Raw genomic sequence first — 17814 nt, 5'->3', positions numbered from 1 at the left:
ATACAATGAAGGGTAGAAAATTACTAATGATACCAGGTCCTATAGAATTTGAACCTGATGTATTACAAGCTATGGGTATTGCTACAAATAGTCATGTAGCTCCAGATTTTATTGAGACTTTTGGTAACAGTCTTGAGCTTATGCGAACTGTTTGGAAATCTCCAAAAGGACAGCCTTTTATTATTTCAGGAACAGGGACTTTAGCTATGGATATGGCAATCTCTAATCTTATAGAATCGGGAGACTCTGTACTTGTAATTTCTTCTGGATATTTTGGTATACGTTTTAAATCTATTTTAGAGTGCTATGGGGCAGAAGTGACTGTTTTAGAAGCTCCTACAGGAGATGTTGTTAGTCTAGATACAATTGAAGAAGCACTAAAAAGCAAACACTATAAGGCCTTAACTATGACACATGTAGATACGTCTACAGGTGTTTTGGTAGATCCTAAACCAATAGCTCATTTGGCTAAAAAGTATAATACATTAAGTATTCTGGATGGTGTATGTTCGGTTGCAGGAGAAGAGATTAATCAGGATGATTGGAGTATTGATATTGTATTAACAGCGTCTCAGAAAGCAATTGGAGTACCTCCTGGTTTGGCACTTTTAATGGCTTCTGAAAAAGCAATTCAGGTTTGGGAGAATAGAAAAACCCCTGTTGGTAATTATTATGCAAACTGGAAAAACTGGTTGCCTATTATGAAAGCTTATGAAGAGCGCAGACCTTCGTATTTTGGTACGCCTCCTGTTAATTTAATTGTGGCACTAGAAGTTAGTTTGAAAATAATTTGTAAAGAAGGCATAAATAAACGCATAAAAAGACATAGATATTTAGCTGAAGCTTTTAGATTAGGAATAGAAGCTTTACATCTAAAAATGCTACCTGTTTCTAATGCATTAGCAGCGCATACTTTATCTGCTATATATTATCCTGAAGGTGTAGATGGTGCTAGTTTTAGTGCTAAAATGAATGCGAGTGATATAATTATTGCTGGCGGATTATTAGCAGATATTAAATCAACCTATTTTAGAATAGGGCATATGGGGTCTGTTTCTCCAAATGATTTGTTAGCTGTCCTTGGTGCTTTAGAGCGCGCTTTAATAGAGTTAGGATATCCAATTGAATCAGGAAAAAGTTTACATGCTTTTCAAAATGCAATAATCACGAATTAGTTGTACGATTTAAATAAAAGTATTTCAAGAGGTTGAATAAAACATAATTTTATTCAACCTCTTTTTATTTTTTTTATTCTGCTACTTTTCTTGAACTGTTAGCATTTATAAAATCTGTAATTAAATAAGAAATTTGTTTACCTATATGTAATGCATTTTCTTTGGTAGGTGCCGCTTCACAAATATGTAAATATTGTACAGCTTCACGTTTTCCAAAGTAATTTACAAATCGTCTAGCCTTTTTTGTACTAAAACCACTAGTTGTGGAGGTGTCTTCGTTTAACTTTTCTATAGCAGAACAATCTATTTCAATCCCAAAAGGAAGTGCTTCAATGCAAGATAAAGCTTGTTTTAATTCTTTTTTAAAGGTTGTTGTTTGTTTCACTTCAATACTTTCATAAGAACTAAAACTAATATGTTTTAATTTATTAATCTCTTTAAGAATAGAATTGGGAATGTGATTTTCATGAACACCAAAAACATAATAATTTTTCAGGAAGCCTTCTACATAAGCATAAGTAAAACCGTTACCACTATGTCTGCCTTCTTCAGGTTTAAAGTTTGTAAGCGTATCTAAATTAATTACATTAATAGGAGAATTCAGTGCTAAGGCGCTACCTTTTATATTACCGTAGGAATTATTATGACCGCCACCTACAATAATAGGTATTTTACCTGCTTTTTTTATACTATAAACTAAATTTGAGACTTCTTTATCTATTTTAGAGACAATTTTTCTACATTTATCCAGTTGTTTATCTATAGATAGATCTAATTCATTAATTTTTTTAAGTTCTTTTTCAAAATTTAAATAGCCTAGAATTAAAACGTTTTCAGGATTTGTAAATTCATTTTTCTGAATATTTAAAAGTGATTTTAATGTGGCTTCCCAAGTATGAATTGTGCTTTGCTTACCAAAATTAGCTAAAACACCTATATTTTCTGGAATCCCTATTAATACATAGTTAACGTCTAATTTCTCAATATATTCGTATATATTGCACACAGGTGGAAGCATATTAACATGTTCTCCAAATTTAGATTCTGAAGGACGAATATTTAAAAACCTTGAAAGATCTGAATTGTTAAAAACAACTAGTTTATCCATTATTAATATAAAGTTTAATAAAATTTAAAAGTACTATTTTTTTTGTTTTATGAACCTAAAATTGATAATATATAGCTATATTAATAATAGTAAATAAAGTCTTAACAAATTAGAGATTATTCAAATAAATTATGGAACAAAACACATCAAATAACGGGTTAAAAATAGCTTTAGGTGTTGCCTTAGTGTTATTTTTAGGAACAGCCTTTTATACGTTCGATCTTATGAAAAAGAAGAACGAAACTTTAACTCAGCTTAAAGAAGAGAAACAATTAGTAATGACGGATTTAAGCAATATGGCAAAACAATATGATGTTGCTATAAGTGAAAGTGAAGTTGCTAATAGTAATTTAATTGGAGCAAGAACACGAATTCAAGGTTTAATTGATTCGCTACAAATCTCTGAAACGAATGTAAAAAGCTTGTGGAGATACAAACAGAAGTATGTGAGTTTACAGAAAGAAATGGATTTTTTACTTGAAGAAAACGATAAGTTAAAATCTCAAAACAATATGCTAACGACTTCTTTAGATAGTACACGTACACGCTTAGAAGAACGTAATATGTTTACAGATTCTTTACTTGTACAAAATACAGCATTGGCAGAAGTTGTAGAAAATGCAGCTGTTTTAAGTACTGTAGGTTTAAAAGGCTTTGGTGTTATAGAACGTAGTTCTGGTAAATTAATACCAACAGAACGTGCTAGAAGAGCAGATAAACTTAGAGTTTGTTTTACTGTTGCTAAAAATAATTTAGTACAAGCAGGAGATCAAGAACTATATGTACAAGTTATAGACCCTAAGAATAATGTAATGGGTGTAAATGAACAAGTTATATTTGGAGAAAAATCTTTAAACTATAGTTTAATAAGTCGTTTTAATTATGAAAATGCAAGTTTAAATGTTTGTGAATTTGTGACTTCTAGAACAGATGAATTTGAAGAAGGACGTTATGTTGTAAATGTTTTTAATGAAAAAGATTTAGTGTCTACGTCAGAATTTACACTTAAATAACAGATATTAATAATATATAAAAACCCCGAATAATTTTAAATTATTCGGGGTTTTTATGTAAATATGTTTTATTCTACAATCTTACCATTAATAATAACAGTATTAATATTGTTATCTCCAAAGGCGTAAGGTATATAGTTATAATTAGGTATGTCTTCTGTAATTATAATGTTAGCTTTTTTACCACGTGTTATGCTTCCAAACATTTTATGTGCTCCCATGGCATAGGCTCCATTAATCGTAGCTGCATTAATAGCTTCTTCAGGAGTCATTTTCATTTTTATACATGCTGTGCTTACTACAAAATTCATATTACCACTTGGTGTAGTTCCTGGGTTATAATTACTGGCTATAGCAAGAGGTAAACCTGCATCTATAAGTTGTCGTGCTGGCGTATAAGGAATACCTAAGAAATAAGAACAAGACGGTAAAGCTACCGGCATGGTATGGTTACCTTTTAATGCCTTTATGTCTTCTGGTTTTACAATCTCAAGATGATCTACAGAACGCGCATTATGTTTAACACCTAAAGCAACACCTCCAAAAGCTTTAAATTGATTAACATGCAATTTCGGAACCATATTGTGTTTTATACCTGCTTTTAAAATGCGCTCTGTATCTTCTAAAGTAAAGAAATCTTCTTCGCAAAAAACATCTATATATTTTGCTAATTGTGTTTTAGCTATTTCTGGAATTATAGTATTAACGAGTTCATCTATATATCCTGCTTTATTTCCTTTAAATGCTTTAGGAATTGCATGAGCACCAAGAAATGTAGGTCTAACTAAAATATTAAAATCTTGTTTTAGTCGTTTTATTACACGGAGTATTTTTAGTTCAGATTCTAAAGTTAAACCGTAACCCGATTTAATTTCAATGGCACCTGTACCTAATTTCATAACTTCAATTAAACGTTTTACAGATTGCTCATATAAATCGTCTTCACTTGTATGTTCTAAAATTTCAGCAGAGTTTAAGATGCCTCCACCTTTTTTAGCAATTTCTTCATAACTCAATCCGTTTATTCTATCTACAAACTCTTGTTCTCTATGTCCAGCATAAACTAAATGGGTATGCGAATCGCACCAAGCAGGTAAAACAATTTTACCAGTGGCATCAATAGTTTTTTCAGCTATAACAGCACCAATATTTTTCATAGAGCCATATTCTACAATGGTATCATGCTCAATAAGTAAGTAAGCATTTTCTATTAATGGTAATTCTTTCATTTCTTTACCAGAAACTTTAAAAATACCATGTGTTCTTGTTTGTAATAATTGTTTTATGTTGGTAATAAGTATCGACATGCGTTAAATTTATTTTTGCAGTATAAATTTATGAAAATATTTTCACTTAAAGATTACAAAAAGTGCTCGGTTTATATAAGATTATTAATATTTTTCGAATAAATGAAATAAATCCATAATTAACTGCATCACTATAGTGAAATAGCATAAAATATATTCCTTTTTAAATACTAAAGTTGTTAAATTACTATGATTATCTTGTCTGTAGTTATTTTCTTATAAATTATTTTTAAAGATGTAATTATTTAAGTTTTTCAGTTGTATAATACAGTTTGAAATGCATAAATTTAAATTTTATTAAAACAGACAGCTCATTAGTAGGTAAAACATGATAGAAATTAGAGATTATATAGAATCTACTGTATCCATAAGCGATGCCGATTGGACGTTGTTTGCTTCAAAACTTAAAACACGAACGTTTAAGAAAAAAGAACGCATCTTAAATGTTGGTGAAACAGAACATTATATTTCATTTATAGGATCTGGAATTGCACGGTTTTTAATTCCGCATGAAGACGAAGAAAAAGATGTAACTTTTGGTTTCTGTTTCGAAAATGAATTTATTAGTGCTTACGATTCTTTTTTAACACAAGCACCATCTTTATACGCGCTTGAAGCCTTAACAGATTTGTCTATTTGGAGTGTATCTTACAAAGACTTACAAGAGGTTTATAAAAAAACAGAAGTGGGTAATTTAATAGGAAGATTATCTTCAGAACGTTTGTTTTTAATTAAATCTAAACGCGAGCAATCGTTACTTAACGAAACGGCAGAACAGCGTTATATTAATTTATTTACAGAGCGTCCAAAACTTATTAAAGACATTCCTTTAAAATATATAGCATCTTACATTGGTGTAACCGCACAGGCATTAAGCCGTATTAGAAAACGCATTTCTTAACCCATGTTCATTTCATAATCCTATTTAATATTGGTTCTTTGCTGTATAAAATTATAGCAATGAAAATAATAGTCTTTATGATTATTCTGTGGTATTCTGGGTTGTTCTTTCAAACCTTTTTTCTTCACAGATATGCAGCACATCAAACATATAAAATGTCTCGATTAGGAGAAAAAATCTGCTTCTTTCTAACTTGGGTATTTCAAGGTTCAAACTATTTAAGCGCCTACGGTTATGGTGTTATGCATAGAATGCATCATGCTTATGCAGATACAGAAAAAGATCCACACTCTCCAAAATACGATAGCAATGTGTTTTCTATGATGTGGCGTACTAAAAACATTTATCAAGACATTAACAAACAGCGTATTGCTATAGATGCTAAATTCACTAAAAATGTACCACAATGGAAACGTTTCGATGATTTTGCAAGTTCACGTATTTCTCGTTTAGCATGGGCCGCATTCTATATTGTTATCTTTATATTATTTGCTACTGCTTGGTGGCAATGGTTATTACTTCCTGTAGCCTTTTTTATGGCACCAATACATGGTGTAATTATTAACTGGTTTGCACATATTTATGGTTATGTTAATTTTAAAGTAAGCGATACATCTAAGAATTTATTACCATTCGATTTTTTAATGATGGGAGAAGGTTACCACAACAATCACCATAAATTTGGAGGTCGCGCTAACTTTGGTGGCGTACGTTGGTACGAGCTAGATGTTACTTATGGTATTATGAAAATACTTAACGCTTTAGGTTTTATAACCATTAAAAAAAGTGCATTAGCACCGGTAAAACGCGAAGTATAATTAATACTTTATCATAAAATATAGTCTTATTTAAAATATTAAAAACTGTGTCATGTTGTTATAACATTGCACAGTTTTTTGTGTAAAATAATAGGTTAACAATTAATAGAAATTAAAGCGACATATTTCATCTTCAATTCACAATTACTTAAAGTATAACTAACATAAAATAGTTTAAAATAGAGTGTATTTGCAGAAAAAACAATGGAGTTATTTTTATCCACTTTCGGGGCTTTATTTTCAATTATGAATCCTTTAGGTACCGTTCCAGTATTTGTAGGTTTATCGTCAGAAAACACTAAAAAAGAGCGTGCTGTTATTGCTTTTTGGACAGCTGTAAATGCATTTATAATATTACTTTTATCTTTTTTTGCAGGAAAATATATCTTATCCTTTTTTGGAATAAGCATTAATGCACTCAAAATTGCAGGTGGGCTTATTATTGCATCATCAGGTTTCGCCTTGTTAACCGGTAAATTTGCAGAACACAAAGGAATGAAGCGTAAACGCGTAGAAGAAGATATTAATTCTCGAAACGAAATTAGCTTAACTCCCTTAGCCATGCCTATGTTAGCGGGACCAGGAACCATTTCGTTATTAATAACCTACAATCGGGAGTTTTCAGAAATTCAAGATAAATTCATCATTATAGGTGCACTTGTTTTCACAACCATTTGTATTTACCTTATTCTAAAAAGTTCGTATTTAATCGTGAAATTTTTAGGAGCATCTGGAATTAATGCACTATCTCGTATTATTGGTTTTATAGTTATTGCAATCGGGATTGAGTACATAATATCGTCTGTGGTAGATATTCTTTCACATCTTAAATTTTAGTAGTGAGTTCCTTTTTTAAGGAAAAAAGTCGGGCTTTCCACTATATCTTTTTATGAGAAAAACATAAAAAGGATGCCGTTGCAATCCCTAACTCCGTTTTAAACTAAATTTTCGGTAAAGCCTATGTCGTTTTAAGTATAAAAAAGTAATTAATCCAACACTACCACATATAGAAAAACCAACAAATAGAGGCAAAGCTGTATCCGTCATAAAACCACCAATAAATGTAGCAATAGGAATAGCAACAATAGTAGATACAAAGCCCGTTAAAGCCGCTCCAATTCCTGCAATATGTCCTATCGGTTCCATAGCTATCGCTCTTAAGTTTCCAAACAAGAATCCTAACGTGAAAAATTGTGCTGCTAAAAACGGAACCAATACATATAAACTTGGATTTGGAGTGTTCCAAAATAAGCCCACATAAATAGTAGATATTAAACTAAAAGCCGCTAAAGAAACTAAAGCTAATCTTCGCATTCCAAAACGGACCACTAAAGTTCCATTTAAAAGTGTAGATATTCCAATAGAAATAGCGAGCCCAGCAAAGACGTATGGAAAATTTTCTCCAACCTCGTACTGATCTATAAATACATGATGAGCAGAACTTAAATACACCATAAAAGATCCTGTAATAAAACCAGAAAGCACCGTGAAAATCATGGCTTCTTTATAACGAATTAATTCACTAAATCCATTTATAAACACATGCTTATTAAAAGGTATTTTAAATTCTGGATGTAAAGTTTCCGGTTGTCGTTTCCAAAACCAAATGCTAACAACTATAGCAAAAAAGAGTTGTGTAAAGAAAATAGATTCCCAATTAAAATAGTTAAGAATAAACTGTCCTAATGCTGGTGCAATAACCGGAATAAGAATAAAAAATGCCGTAACAAAAGACATCATTCTTGCCATATAATTTCCTTTGTGAGAATCTCTAATAATAGAAATACATATAGTTCTTGGAGCAGAAAGCCCTATACCTTGAAGCACTCTTCCTATAAGCATAACTTCTAAACTGGTTGCGCTTACACAAATTAGACTTGCAATAATAAAAATTCCAAACCCAATATACATGAGTGGTTTTCTACCAAAACTATCAGAAAGCGGTCCTAAAATTAACTGGCCAATTCCAAAACCTAAAAAAATCATGGTAACAAGAGACTGTAAATCTCTGCTGTTTTCATTTCCAACAGCGATACCAATACTAGGAAAAGCAGGTAATAAAGCATCTATAGATAAAGATACTATAGACATTAGCGATGCCATTAACGCTATAAACTCAAATTGGTTTTTCTTGTCTTGCATCACACAAAAATACCATTTAGTCTTTTATTAAGCCGTTCTTTTTATGTTATAAATAAAGTTCTAACAAATCGGTAAAAAAAACACCTTATTCATTACAAATAAGGTGTATATATTTAATAAAATAGGCTGTAAATTTTCAAATTCTAAATTTACAGCCTATTACTATTTCATTGTCTTTTATTTAAGGGCCTTATGTTTATAAATTAAGGCTTACTTTAGACAGTTCTTGACTTATAAATTGTAATTCTTCGTGAGATAATTTTACATCAATTGCTTTTGCATTAGAAATAGATTGTTTCTCATTTCTAGCACCTGCCAATGCAATTGTAATTCCTGGTTGTTCTATTGTCCATCGTAAAACCAATTGAGAAATTGATGCGTTTTTCGATTCAGCTAACGGGATTAATTTCTCTAAAAACAAATCTGTTTGTTTTATATTTTCATCTTTAAAAAAAGCTAATCCTTTTCTATGATCTCCTTTTGCAAAAACATGTCCTGCTTTCATCTTTCCTGTCAATAAACCTCTTTGTAGCGGACTATAAGCTAAAATAGACATATTGTTTTCAAGTACAAACGGAACCAAATCTGTTTCAATTCCTCTGTTTACCATACTATATGGGACTTGGTTAGATATAATATCTACATAATTATTAGCTTCTTTTAATTGGTCTACATTATAATTACAAACACCTGCATAACGTACTTTACCATCTTTAATTAATTGAGCGACGGCTTCCATAGTTTCTTGTATTTCTGTAGTAACATCTGGCCAGTGAATTTGATATAAATCGATATAATCAGTCCCCAAACGTTTTAAGCTATCTTCACATTCTTTAATAATACTTGCTTTGCTAGAGTTTTTATAAATAGCAATGTCTTTACCGTCGTTATCTTGAGTATTTACATAAAAATCGCCCTCTGTAGCATCCCAGCGTAAACCATATTTAGTAATTAATTGTACTTGATCTCTAGGAATGTCTTTAATAGCTTCTCCAACTATTTTTTCGCTATGTCCCATACCGTAAATAGGTGCAGTATCTATTGTAGTTACACCATAATCGAATGCAGATTGTATGGCTTTTACAGCATCATTTTGTTCTGTTCCGCCCCACATCCATCCGCCGGCAGCCCAAGATCCAAATGTAATTGCTGATAATTTTAAATCTGATGTTCCTATTGTTCTAAATTCCATAATATATAAGTTCTAAAGAGGTATAAAGTTAAGAAATACTAGGTAAAACAGGAGGTCTTTTAAAACTCTATTAACAATATTTATTACTATAAACATTAATAGTTTATCTAGTAAAATTATCTTTACCATCAAATTCAAAATATGAGACATCTCAAACAACCAGAAAAAGGGGATAAAAAAAAGGTTTCTAAAGTTAGTATGGCACAAGCTTTTAAAACCATAATATGGCCTAAAAGAAATTTAGTATTTATAGGCTTAATTTTAATTGTATTTAGTCGTTTAGCAAGTTTGGTTTTACCTTGGAAAAGTAAAGTCCTATTAGACGATATTATACCAAATAAAGATTTCGACCAGCTTTATAGTTTATTGGCTATAGTTGGAGGAGCAATCTTAATACAAGCCATAACATCTTTTTTACTCACAAAAATATTAAGTATACAAGCCCAATATTTAATATCGGAATTACGTGCTAAAGTTCAGAAAAAGGTGTTGTCTTTACCTATTAGTTTTTTCGATAATACAAAATCTGGAGTTTTAGTGTCTAGAATAATGACAGATGTAGAAGGTGTTAGAAACTTAATAGGAACAGGTTTAGTACAATTAGTAGGAGGGACGTTTACTGCCCTAATTTCATTGGTTTTACTAATTAAAATTAGCCCATCTATGACACTTTTTGTACTTGTACCTATTGCTGTATTTGGTGTTTTAGCTTTAAAAGCGTTTAAATATATTAGACCCATTTTTAGAAAACGTGGTGTAATAAATGCAGAAGTTACCGGAAGACTTACCGAAACATTATCTGGAGTTCGTGTAATAAAAGCTTTTAATGCCGAAGATCAAGAAAATAAATCTTTCGAATCTGGAGTAGATAAACTATTTCAGAATGTAAAAAAGAGTTTAACCGCTACGGCGATCATGACAAGTTCTTCTACATTTTTATTAGGAATTGCATCTACAGGAATTATGGGAATTGGTGGCTATAAAATTATGCTAGGCGAATTAACTATTGGAGATTTTATGTTTTTTACCTTATTACTTGGTTTTATGATTGCTCCAATTGTACAGATGAGTAATATTGGAAGTCAGTTAACAGAAGCATTGGCTGGTTTAGATCGCACCGAAGAGCTTATGAATATGGAAGCCGAAGAAGATGATGAAAACCGTACTTTAGAAATAGAACACTTAAAAGGAGATTTAGTATTTAACGATGTCTCTTTTGCTTACGAAACAGGGAAAGATGTATTGCATAATATTAGCTTTGAAGCACCTTCTGGTTCTGTTACCGCTTTGGTTGGGAGTTCTGGTTCTGGTAAATCTACTATCGCAGGATTGTCTGCTACGTTTTTAAATCCGAAATCAGGTTTTGTATCTGTAGACGGTTACGATTTATCTAAAGTGAAATTAAAAAGTTTTAGAAAACATTTAGGTGTTGTGCTTCAAGATGAATTTTTGTTTGAAGGCACCATTCGAGAAAACATTATGTTTCCAAGACCAAATGCAACAGAAGCGGAGTTGTTAAGTGCTGTAGACTCTGCTTATGTAAGCGAATTTACAGACCGTTTTGATGATGGTTTAAATACATTAATAGGAGAACGTGGTGTAAAATTATCTGGTGGTCAGCGCCAGCGTATCGCCATTGCACGTGCTATTTTAGCCGATCCAAAAGTGATTATTTTAGATGAAGCAACCTCTAATTTAGATACCGAAAGTGAAGGTTATATTCAGAAAAGTTTGAATGAATTAACTAAAGATAGAACTACAATTGTAATAGCACATAGATTAAGTACAATTAGAAAAGCAGATCAGATTTTAGTAATTGAAGAGGGGAAAATTAAAGAACGCGGTACACACGACGAACTTATTGCTTCTCAAGGCCGTTACTACGATTTGTATACGTTTCAAGCAAAAATATAGTTAACCGTATATTTCAAAAAAAAGCCTTCAAAACAGTATTGTTTTGAAGGCTTTTATATTTAATTAGATCAATTTATAAAGGAATATTTCCATGTTTACGTTTAGGTAATTCTACAGTTTTTTCCTCTAGCATACTAAATGCTTTTAAAAGTTTTGTTCGTGTATCTTTAGGTAAAATAATTTCGTCTATAAAACCACGTTGTGCGGCACGATACGGATTTGCAAATGTTTCTGCGTATTCGGTTTCTTTTTCTTTTAGTTTGGCTATAGGATCTTCAGCTTGTTTAATTTCATTTTTAAAAATAATTTCACTGGCACCTTTCGCTCCCATAACAGCAATCTCGGCAGTTGGCCAAGCAAAATTCATGTCGGCTCCAATGTGTTTAGAATTCATAACATCGTAAGCTCCGCCATAAGCTTTTCTTGTAATTACAGTAATACGCGGTACAGTGGCTTCACTTAAAGCATAGAGTAATTTTGCACCGTTAGAAATAATACCATTCCATTCCTGATCTGTTCCTGGTAAAAAGCCAGGAACATCTACCAAGATTAATAAAGGAATATTAAAACTATCGCAAAATCGTGTAAATCGTGCTGCTTTTTTAGAACTATTTACATCTAATACTCCTGCTAAAAATAAAGGCTGATTGGCTACAATACCAATACTTCTGCCGCCAAGTCTAGCAAATCCTACAATAATATTTTCTGCATAATCTTTATGAATTTCGAAAAAAGATTTATCATCAATAATACCATAGATTACCCGACGCATATCGTAAGGTTTATTGGCATTATCTGGAATTATTTGTGCTAATATTTCTCGCGTTTCATCTTGTAATTCAAACGGAATTTTAGCAGTTTTTTTTGTATTATTTTGTGGTAAATAACTAAGTAAAGATTTAATTTGTTCCAGACACTCTACATCATTTACAGCTGTAATATGAGCAACTCCAGATTTTGTAGCATGTGTATGTGCGCCACCTAAATCTTCAGAACTTACTTCTTCATTCGTTACGGTTTTTACAACATTAGGACCAGTAATAAACATATAACTGCTGTTTTCCACCATCATTGTAAAATCTGTTATGGCAGGAGAATATACGGCTCCTCCAGCACAAGGTCCCATAATTGCTGAGATTTGAGGTATAATTCCGGATGATTGTACATTTTTATGAAATATATCTGCATAACCACCAAGAGAACGTACACCTTCTTGAATTCTTGCACCTCCAGAATCGTTTAATCCAATTAATGGTGCTCCCATTTTTAATGCAAGATCCATGACTTTACATATTTTTTCGGCATGAGTTTCGGATAAAGATCCGCCAAAAACTGTAAAATCCTGTGCAAAAATATAAACCAATCGGTTATGTATTGTTCCATATCCAGTAACAACACCGTCTCCAAAATAGATTTCTTTATCCATATTGAAATCTGTAGTTCGGTGAGTAACTAATATGCCTATTTCTTCAAAAGAGTTAGTATCTAATAGATATTCGACACGTTCTCTTGCTGTAAGTTTCTTTTTACTATGTTGTGTTTCTATACGATGAGTTCCTCCGCCAAGATGGGCTTTAGCTAATTTATCGGATAGTATTTTTGTTTTAGAATCCATAAAATTTCAATTTAACTATTAGGTAATCTCACTTGTTTTAAGTCTATTTGATATTGTTTTAAAGCGATTAAAGCGGCAAGTCTGGCTTCTTTTTCGGCTTGTTTTTGTAAAATATTTGGTTCGTAATAAATGTTTACAAAGTTAGTATCGAAATTACCTTCGCGAAATGCTGCATTTTGGAATACAAATTTTCCAAATCTTAAGGTTGTAAATATACCTTCAACTTTATAGGCGTCTATCGCTTTTACCATAGTTAGAATAGCAGCTTCTCGAGTTGGTCCATAGGTTATTAATTTTGCTAATAATGGATCGTAATAAATAGAAACATCTGCACCTTCGTTTACTCCATTATCAACACGTATATTTTCTCCTTCAGGTATTTTGTACACATTTAATTTTCCAATACTTGGAAAGAAGTTATTTAAAGGATCTTCTGCATATACACGCAGTTCGAAGGCATGCCCTTTAATTTCTAAATCGCCTTGTATTAAGTTTAAAGATTCTCCTCTTGCTATTTTAATTTGTAATTCTACAAGATCTAGACCTGTAATGTATTCTGTAACGGGATGTTCTACTTGTAATCTGGTATTCATTTCTAAGAAATAAAAAGTATTATTTTCATCTAGTAAAAATTCAACTGTACCAGCACCAACATATTTACACGCTTTTGCAACTTTTATAGCCGCTTCTCCCATTTTTTCTCGTAAAGCAGGCGTAAGAATAGACGATGGTGCTTCTTCAATTACTTTTTGATGGCGCCGTTGTATGCTACATTCACGTTCAAATAAATGTACAGTATGACCAAAACTATCTGCCATGATTTGAATTTCAATATGTCGGGGAGAAGCTATATATTTTTCAATAAATACAGATCCATCTCCAAAAGCATGAGTTGCTTCACTAATTGCTCTAGACATTTGTGACTCAAACTCGTGTTCGTTTTTAACAATACGCATCCCTTTTCCGCCACCTCCAGCAGAAGCTTTTATTAGAATAGGAAAACCTATTTTTTTTGCAATTAAAGTGGCTTCTTTTACATCTGTAATTGCATCTTTTGTGCCAGGAACCATAGGAATGTTATAATGTTTAACCGCTTCTTTGGCGGCTATTTTACTTCCCATAGTTTTTATAGCATCAGATGTAGGGCCAATAAAAATGATATTATTAGCTTCAACTTTTTCTACAAATTCGGCATTTTCACTAAGAAAACCATAACCGGGATGTATAGCATCTACGTGTAGTTCTTTAGCTATTTTTATAATATTATCACCAAGTAAATACGATTCACTAGATAAGGGTTCGCCAACGCAAACAGCCTCATCTGCATAGGTAACATGTGGTGATTCTCTGTCGGCAGTAGAATAAATGGCAACGGTTTTAATACCCATTTTTTTTACTGTTTTCATAATACGCAAGGCAATTTCGCCGCGATTTGCAACTAGTATTTTTTTCATAATAAGGAACGTTACAGGTTATTCAAATTCTATTAATACATCACCTTTATCTACAGTGATACCTTCTTTTATAGCAATGGATTTTATAATACCGTCATGCGGAGATACGATACTGTTTTCCATTTTCATTGCTTCTAAAACTAATAAGGAGTCGTCTGCTTTTACGTGATCACCAACTTTTACAGATATATCTAAAATTAATCCAGGCATAGGAGCATTAATGACATCGACTTTTTTTGAAGCGCCTATCTCGAATCCCATGTCTGCAATTAGGTTATCTAAATCGTTTGAAATATTGACCTGATAATCGGTGTTATTAATTTTTACAGTGTAACATTTATTCTGAAAATCTGTTTTAGAAATTTCGGCAGTATAAGAAATACGCTCTTGAATAATATGAAAGTGATTGTGTTCTGTCTCTACAGAATCTAATTGATCTACATCTTTTAAAGAGAGATTAAAATGATGCAAATCGTTAACGGTTACTTTGGTAGATTTACTCATGTTATGTTTGTTTGTCTTGTAAATATAACAAATAACATGAGGATTATATTTTTTTTTGAAATAGAGTTATTTACAATTTAAGAGATCTTTTAAAGTATAAGCCTTTGTTTTTATAAGAAATTGCATAGACTTTATAAACGCGATTGCTGTAATTAAAGCATCTCCAGAGGCTGTATGCCTATCGCTTAAATCGATATCATAATTTTCGGCAAGTTCATCTAAAGTATACTTTTTATTAGGATCTATAAGATTAGATTTTAAGCGTGTTGCCTTGTAAATAAACATGGTGTCTAAAACCTTATTTTTTAATTCGGGAAGTTCTAAACGCTTAAGTGCAGTGTTAATCATGGTAATATCGAAAAACGCATGATGAGCAACTAAAACGGAGTCTTTAATATAGTCTAAAAACAAAATAACGGCTTCTTCTTCAGAAACCGTTTCTAATCTTTCGTTTTTAATTAAGCCATGAATTTCTACCGTACTTTCGTTGAAATAATCTTGTTTTATATAAAACTCGAAGGCTGTACTAATATCTATATAACCATTTATAATTTTTACAGCCCCAATAGATAACATCCTGTCCTTTTCGTAATTAAACCCTGTTGTTTCAGTATCTAAGACAACGTAAGTAGAGGTGTTTATGTCTGTTTCTTTAGGTTCTAAAAAGTGAGAGTTATAGCGTTTCCAGTATTCAGGATATGCTTTCTCCTTTTTGTTAAAAGGCCATTTCATTAAATAAAATTCTTTAAATTAAATTTTAACTTAATAAGTTCTTGTACTTTAGAAATTGCTTTAAAACAACGTTTTAATTTCATTTTTTCTTCTTTAGATAATTCAGCTAAAGCAATGAAACGTCCGCTGTTATGGTGGCGTAATCCGTGTTTTGTTCTAAATTTTAATAATGCTTTAGAGGCATATGCACAAGATAAAAACAGCTCTTCATCTTCAGGCATTATCTCTGCTAATTTTTCAAAACGCTCTGCAGTATTATTAATACTTATAATTTGATAGTGTATGGCTAATAATCTACCTGCATCTGTAACAGGCATTATAGCACGTTTTTTTAAATCGAAGTGATCTTTATGTTCTCCATCTTGTTCAACTAAAAACTGTCTGAAGAATCCTAAAGGAGATGGGTTTCTTAAAGAACTTGCACCTAATTTAGATTGGAAAATTAAATTGCCTTTTGTAATTTCTGTAACGTGTTCTGTAAGCTGAGTGATAAGTGCTATATCTCCGTAAGTAATATCGAAATCGAAAAAGATAGAACATAAAAGCAGTTCATCGTCTCCAGTTTCTCTTGTCCAAGCAGAGAATTGATTTTCCCATTCGTCAATGCTTAAGCAGTATTTAGGGTTTTTTGCCATCATTTCTCCTGGGCAATATTCAAAACCTATAGTTTTTAAACGCTTATTTACTTTTTTAGCCAACGCCAAAAAGTAAGTTCTAACTTCTTCTATATGGTCGTCGTCTGTATTTTCAAACACAATAGCATTATCCTGATCGGTATGTAAAAGTTGTTCTTTTCTACCTTGACTTCCTAAAGACATCCATGCAAATTTAACAGGAGGAGCTTGATCCATCTTCTCTACACAACGCTCTATAACACGTTTTATAGTTGCATCGTTTAATTCGAAAATTATATTATTTATATGTGTAAGCGGAATGTTTTGTTGAATATAGCCTTCTAAAAGCATCATGATTTTTTCACGAATGCGTTTTAACTCTTTAGTCGAGTTAGAACGTTTTATAGCTTTCATTAAAACGGAAGGATTTGTACCTTTCATTACAATTATATCATGCTCAGAAAATACACCAGATATTTTTGAATTAGGCGTACCATCTTTAGTCACCACAATCTGATTGATTTTGTGTTTCATCATGGTGATTTGTGCTTGCGCAATAGTAATGTTCTTTTTATAGCACATTACTGGATGATTCATGATTTTTGAAACATCATCGTTTATAGAAAAGTTTCCTGTAGCGACATGTAATCTTAAATCTTTATCGGTAATAATACCAATTGGGCAGTCTTTATCTTCAATAATTATAGATCCTACATTATTTTCAGACATTAACTTTGCAGCATCTTTTATACTTGAAGTTTGCTTAGCTGTAATTACATTTTTAATAAGACGGACAGGTTGCATTTCGAACATATCCTTTGAGAAATCTAACTTCACATCGTCTTTCAATAATTTTTTTTGAAATTCGTTAGAAAATGGATTCTCTGTATTTGACGCGAAACTCTCGATTAAATATTGACGAACATCCTTATTATTATCAATAAAAGGATGGAACATATCTATAGGAATACAATATAAAATTGTCTCTTCTTCTGTTACAGAAGTGATGGCATAATTTTCTTTTGCAAATAATGGACGCAATCCAAACACATCTCCTTCATCAAACTGATCTATTGTTTCCAATTTTTCGTTGATGTATTTCTTAAGTTTAACGGCTCCTTTATATATCATATAGAACTGATCGTGTAAAGGATCGTTTATATTATATATGATGTTTTCTTTGTCTAAATATTTGATTTTAACTTCTTTAGATATATCTAATAGTTGATCCTTATCGAGTAGGTCGAAAGGAGGGAAGTTTTTTATAAAGTCGGCAACGCGATCAGCAATTGTGTTCTTCATCATGTTCATCTAATGAGATTTTC

The 17814-nt window shown here is 31.7% G+C and carries 15 protein-coding genes; 6 read left to right on the top strand and 9 right to left on the bottom strand.

The features are described from left to right. Positions 1 to 5: 5 nt before the first annotated feature. Positions 6 to 1175 carry an alanine--glyoxylate aminotransferase family protein gene (locus GQR95_RS12620; protein WP_159023498.1) on the top strand — a complete coding sequence of 390 codons (1170 nt, stop codon included), beginning with the start codon at positions 6 to 8 and terminating at the stop codon, positions 1173 to 1175. Between the two features lie 73 nt (positions 1176 to 1248). Here the strand turns inward: GQR95_RS12620 and GQR95_RS12615 are convergent, their stop codons facing one another. Further along, entirely contained in the window at positions 1249 to 2283 is a 1035-nt protein-coding gene (locus GQR95_RS12615) for an arginase family protein (RefSeq protein ID WP_159023497.1), read from the bottom strand. A gap of 131 nt (positions 2284 to 2414) precedes the next feature. Between GQR95_RS12615 and GQR95_RS12610 the strand changes: the two genes are divergently transcribed. Beyond that, entirely contained in the window at positions 2415 to 3296 is an 882-nt protein-coding gene (locus GQR95_RS12610) for a chromosome partitioning protein ParA (RefSeq protein WP_159023496.1), read from the top strand. Positions 3297 to 3364: 68 nt separating this feature from the next. Here the strand turns inward: GQR95_RS12610 and hutI are convergent, their stop codons facing one another. Then, complete coding sequence (gene hutI / locus GQR95_RS12605; RefSeq protein WP_159023495.1) at positions 3365 to 4603, bottom strand: imidazolonepropionase; 1239 nt, start codon at positions 4601 to 4603, stop codon at positions 3365 to 3367. Between the two features lie 328 nt (positions 4604 to 4931). On the opposite strand from hutI, the gene GQR95_RS12600 reads away from it, so the two are divergent. The 3 genes from GQR95_RS12600 to GQR95_RS12590 all read left to right on the top strand — a co-directional run bounded on the left by GQR95_RS12600 (position 4932) and on the right by GQR95_RS12590 (position 7159). Continuing rightward, a complete protein-coding gene (locus tag GQR95_RS12600) occupies positions 4932 to 5504 on the top strand; it encodes a Crp/Fnr family transcriptional regulator (RefSeq protein WP_159023494.1) in 573 nt (190 codons plus the stop codon). A gap of 59 nt (positions 5505 to 5563) precedes the next feature. Then, positions 5564 to 6322: an acyl-CoA desaturase gene (locus tag GQR95_RS12595; protein WP_159023493.1), complete on the top strand. Its 759-nt coding sequence runs from the start codon at positions 5564 to 5566 to the stop codon at positions 6320 to 6322. A gap of 204 nt (positions 6323 to 6526) precedes the next feature. After that, the gene (locus GQR95_RS12590) at positions 6527 to 7159 is read left to right on the top strand and encodes a MarC family NAAT transporter (protein ID WP_159023492.1); all 633 of its coding nucleotides are present in this window, start codon (positions 6527 to 6529) and stop codon (positions 7157 to 7159) included. 87 nt (positions 7160 to 7246) lie between these two features. On the opposite strand, the gene GQR95_RS12585 is transcribed toward GQR95_RS12590, so the two are convergent. Continuing rightward, positions 7247 to 8464, bottom strand: a complete 1218-nt coding sequence (locus GQR95_RS12585; protein WP_159024307.1) for a multidrug effflux MFS transporter — start codon at positions 8462 to 8464, stop codon at positions 7247 to 7249. Between the two features lie 196 nt (positions 8465 to 8660). Further along, entirely contained in the window at positions 8661 to 9656 is a 996-nt protein-coding gene (locus GQR95_RS12580) for an aldo/keto reductase (protein ID WP_159023491.1), read from the bottom strand. 141 nt (positions 9657 to 9797) lie between these two features. On the opposite strand from GQR95_RS12580, the gene GQR95_RS12575 reads away from it, so the two are divergent. Then, positions 9798 to 11570: an ABC transporter ATP-binding protein gene (locus GQR95_RS12575; RefSeq protein WP_159023490.1), complete on the top strand. Its 1773-nt coding sequence runs from the start codon at positions 9798 to 9800 to the stop codon at positions 11568 to 11570. Positions 11571 to 11643: 73 nt separating this feature from the next. On the opposite strand, the gene GQR95_RS12570 is transcribed toward GQR95_RS12575, so the two are convergent. The 5 genes from GQR95_RS12570 to GQR95_RS12550 form a co-directional block, all read right to left on the bottom strand. After that, complete coding sequence (locus GQR95_RS12570; RefSeq protein ID WP_159023489.1) at positions 11644 to 13185, bottom strand: acyl-CoA carboxylase subunit beta; 1542 nt, start codon at positions 13183 to 13185, stop codon at positions 11644 to 11646. Positions 13186 to 13196: 11 nt separating this feature from the next. Beyond that, positions 13197 to 14639: an acetyl/propionyl/methylcrotonyl-CoA carboxylase subunit alpha gene (locus GQR95_RS12565; protein ID WP_159023488.1), complete on the bottom strand. Its 1443-nt coding sequence runs from the start codon at positions 14637 to 14639 to the stop codon at positions 13197 to 13199. An 18-nt stretch (positions 14640 to 14657) separates the two neighbouring features. Beyond that, on the bottom strand, positions 14658 to 15143 hold the full coding sequence (locus GQR95_RS12560; RefSeq protein WP_159023487.1) for an acetyl-CoA carboxylase biotin carboxyl carrier protein subunit: 486 nt from the start codon (positions 15141 to 15143) through the stop codon (positions 14658 to 14660). 66 nt (positions 15144 to 15209) lie between these two features. Then, on the bottom strand, positions 15210 to 15875 hold the full coding sequence (locus GQR95_RS12555) for a PolC-type DNA polymerase III (RefSeq protein WP_159023486.1): 666 nt from the start codon (positions 15873 to 15875) through the stop codon (positions 15210 to 15212). Next, a complete protein-coding gene (locus GQR95_RS12550) occupies positions 15875 to 17794 on the bottom strand; it encodes a DUF294 nucleotidyltransferase-like domain-containing protein (RefSeq protein WP_370514481.1) in 1920 nt (639 codons plus the stop codon). Before GQR95_RS12550 ends, GQR95_RS12555 begins: the two co-directional genes overlap by 1 nt. Between the last annotated feature and the right edge of the window lie 20 nt (positions 17795 to 17814).

This window comes from Formosa sp. L2A11 (assembly GCF_009796865.1).
Taxonomy (GTDB): domain Bacteria; phylum Bacteroidota; class Bacteroidia; order Flavobacteriales; family Flavobacteriaceae; genus Formosa.
Note: the sequence above shows the minus strand (reverse complement) of the source record. Positions and strands in the feature narration are given on the sequence as shown.

What these genes read in the sequence shown, in the direction of transcription:
- GQR95_RS12585 (WP_159024307.1), bottom strand. Translation starts at nt 8,464, where the DNA reads ATGCAAGACAAGAAAAACCAATTTGAGTTTATAGCGTTAATGGCATCG.
- GQR95_RS12615 (WP_159023497.1), bottom strand. Translation starts at nt 2,283, where the DNA reads ATGGATAAACTAGTTGTTTTTAACAATTCAGATCTTTCAAGGTTTTTA.
- GQR95_RS12570 (WP_159023489.1), bottom strand. Translation starts at nt 13,185, where the DNA reads ATGGATTCTAAAACAAAAATACTATCCGATAAATTAGCTAAAGCCCAT.
- GQR95_RS12560 (WP_159023487.1), bottom strand. Translation starts at nt 15,143, where the DNA reads ATGAGTAAATCTACCAAAGTAACCGTTAACGATTTGCATCATTTTAAT.
- GQR95_RS12595 (WP_159023493.1), top strand. Translation starts at nt 5,564, where the DNA reads ATGAAAATAATAGTCTTTATGATTATTCTGTGGTATTCTGGGTTGTTC.
- GQR95_RS12590 (WP_159023492.1), top strand. Translation starts at nt 6,527, where the DNA reads ATGGAGTTATTTTTATCCACTTTCGGGGCTTTATTTTCAATTATGAAT.
- GQR95_RS12610 (WP_159023496.1), top strand. Translation starts at nt 2,415, where the DNA reads ATGGAACAAAACACATCAAATAACGGGTTAAAAATAGCTTTAGGTGTT.
- GQR95_RS12565 (WP_159023488.1), bottom strand. Translation starts at nt 14,639, where the DNA reads ATGAAAAAAATACTAGTTGCAAATCGCGGCGAAATTGCCTTGCGTATT.
- GQR95_RS12550 (WP_370514481.1), bottom strand. Translation starts at nt 17,794, where the DNA reads ATGATGAAGAACACAATTGCTGATCGCGTTGCCGACTTTATAAAAAAC.
- GQR95_RS12555 (WP_159023486.1), bottom strand. Translation starts at nt 15,875, where the DNA reads ATGAAATGGCCTTTTAACAAAAAGGAGAAAGCATATCCTGAATACTGG.
- GQR95_RS12575 (WP_159023490.1), top strand. Translation starts at nt 9,798, where the DNA reads ATGAGACATCTCAAACAACCAGAAAAAGGGGATAAAAAAAAGGTTTCT.
- GQR95_RS12600 (WP_159023494.1), top strand. Translation starts at nt 4,932, where the DNA reads ATGATAGAAATTAGAGATTATATAGAATCTACTGTATCCATAAGCGAT.
- GQR95_RS12580 (WP_159023491.1), bottom strand. Translation starts at nt 9,656, where the DNA reads ATGGAATTTAGAACAATAGGAACATCAGATTTAAAATTATCAGCAATT.
- GQR95_RS12620 (WP_159023498.1), top strand. Translation starts at nt 6, where the DNA reads ATGAAGGGTAGAAAATTACTAATGATACCAGGTCCTATAGAATTTGAA.
- hutI (WP_159023495.1), bottom strand. Translation starts at nt 4,603, where the DNA reads ATGTCGATACTTATTACCAACATAAAACAATTATTACAAACAAGAACA.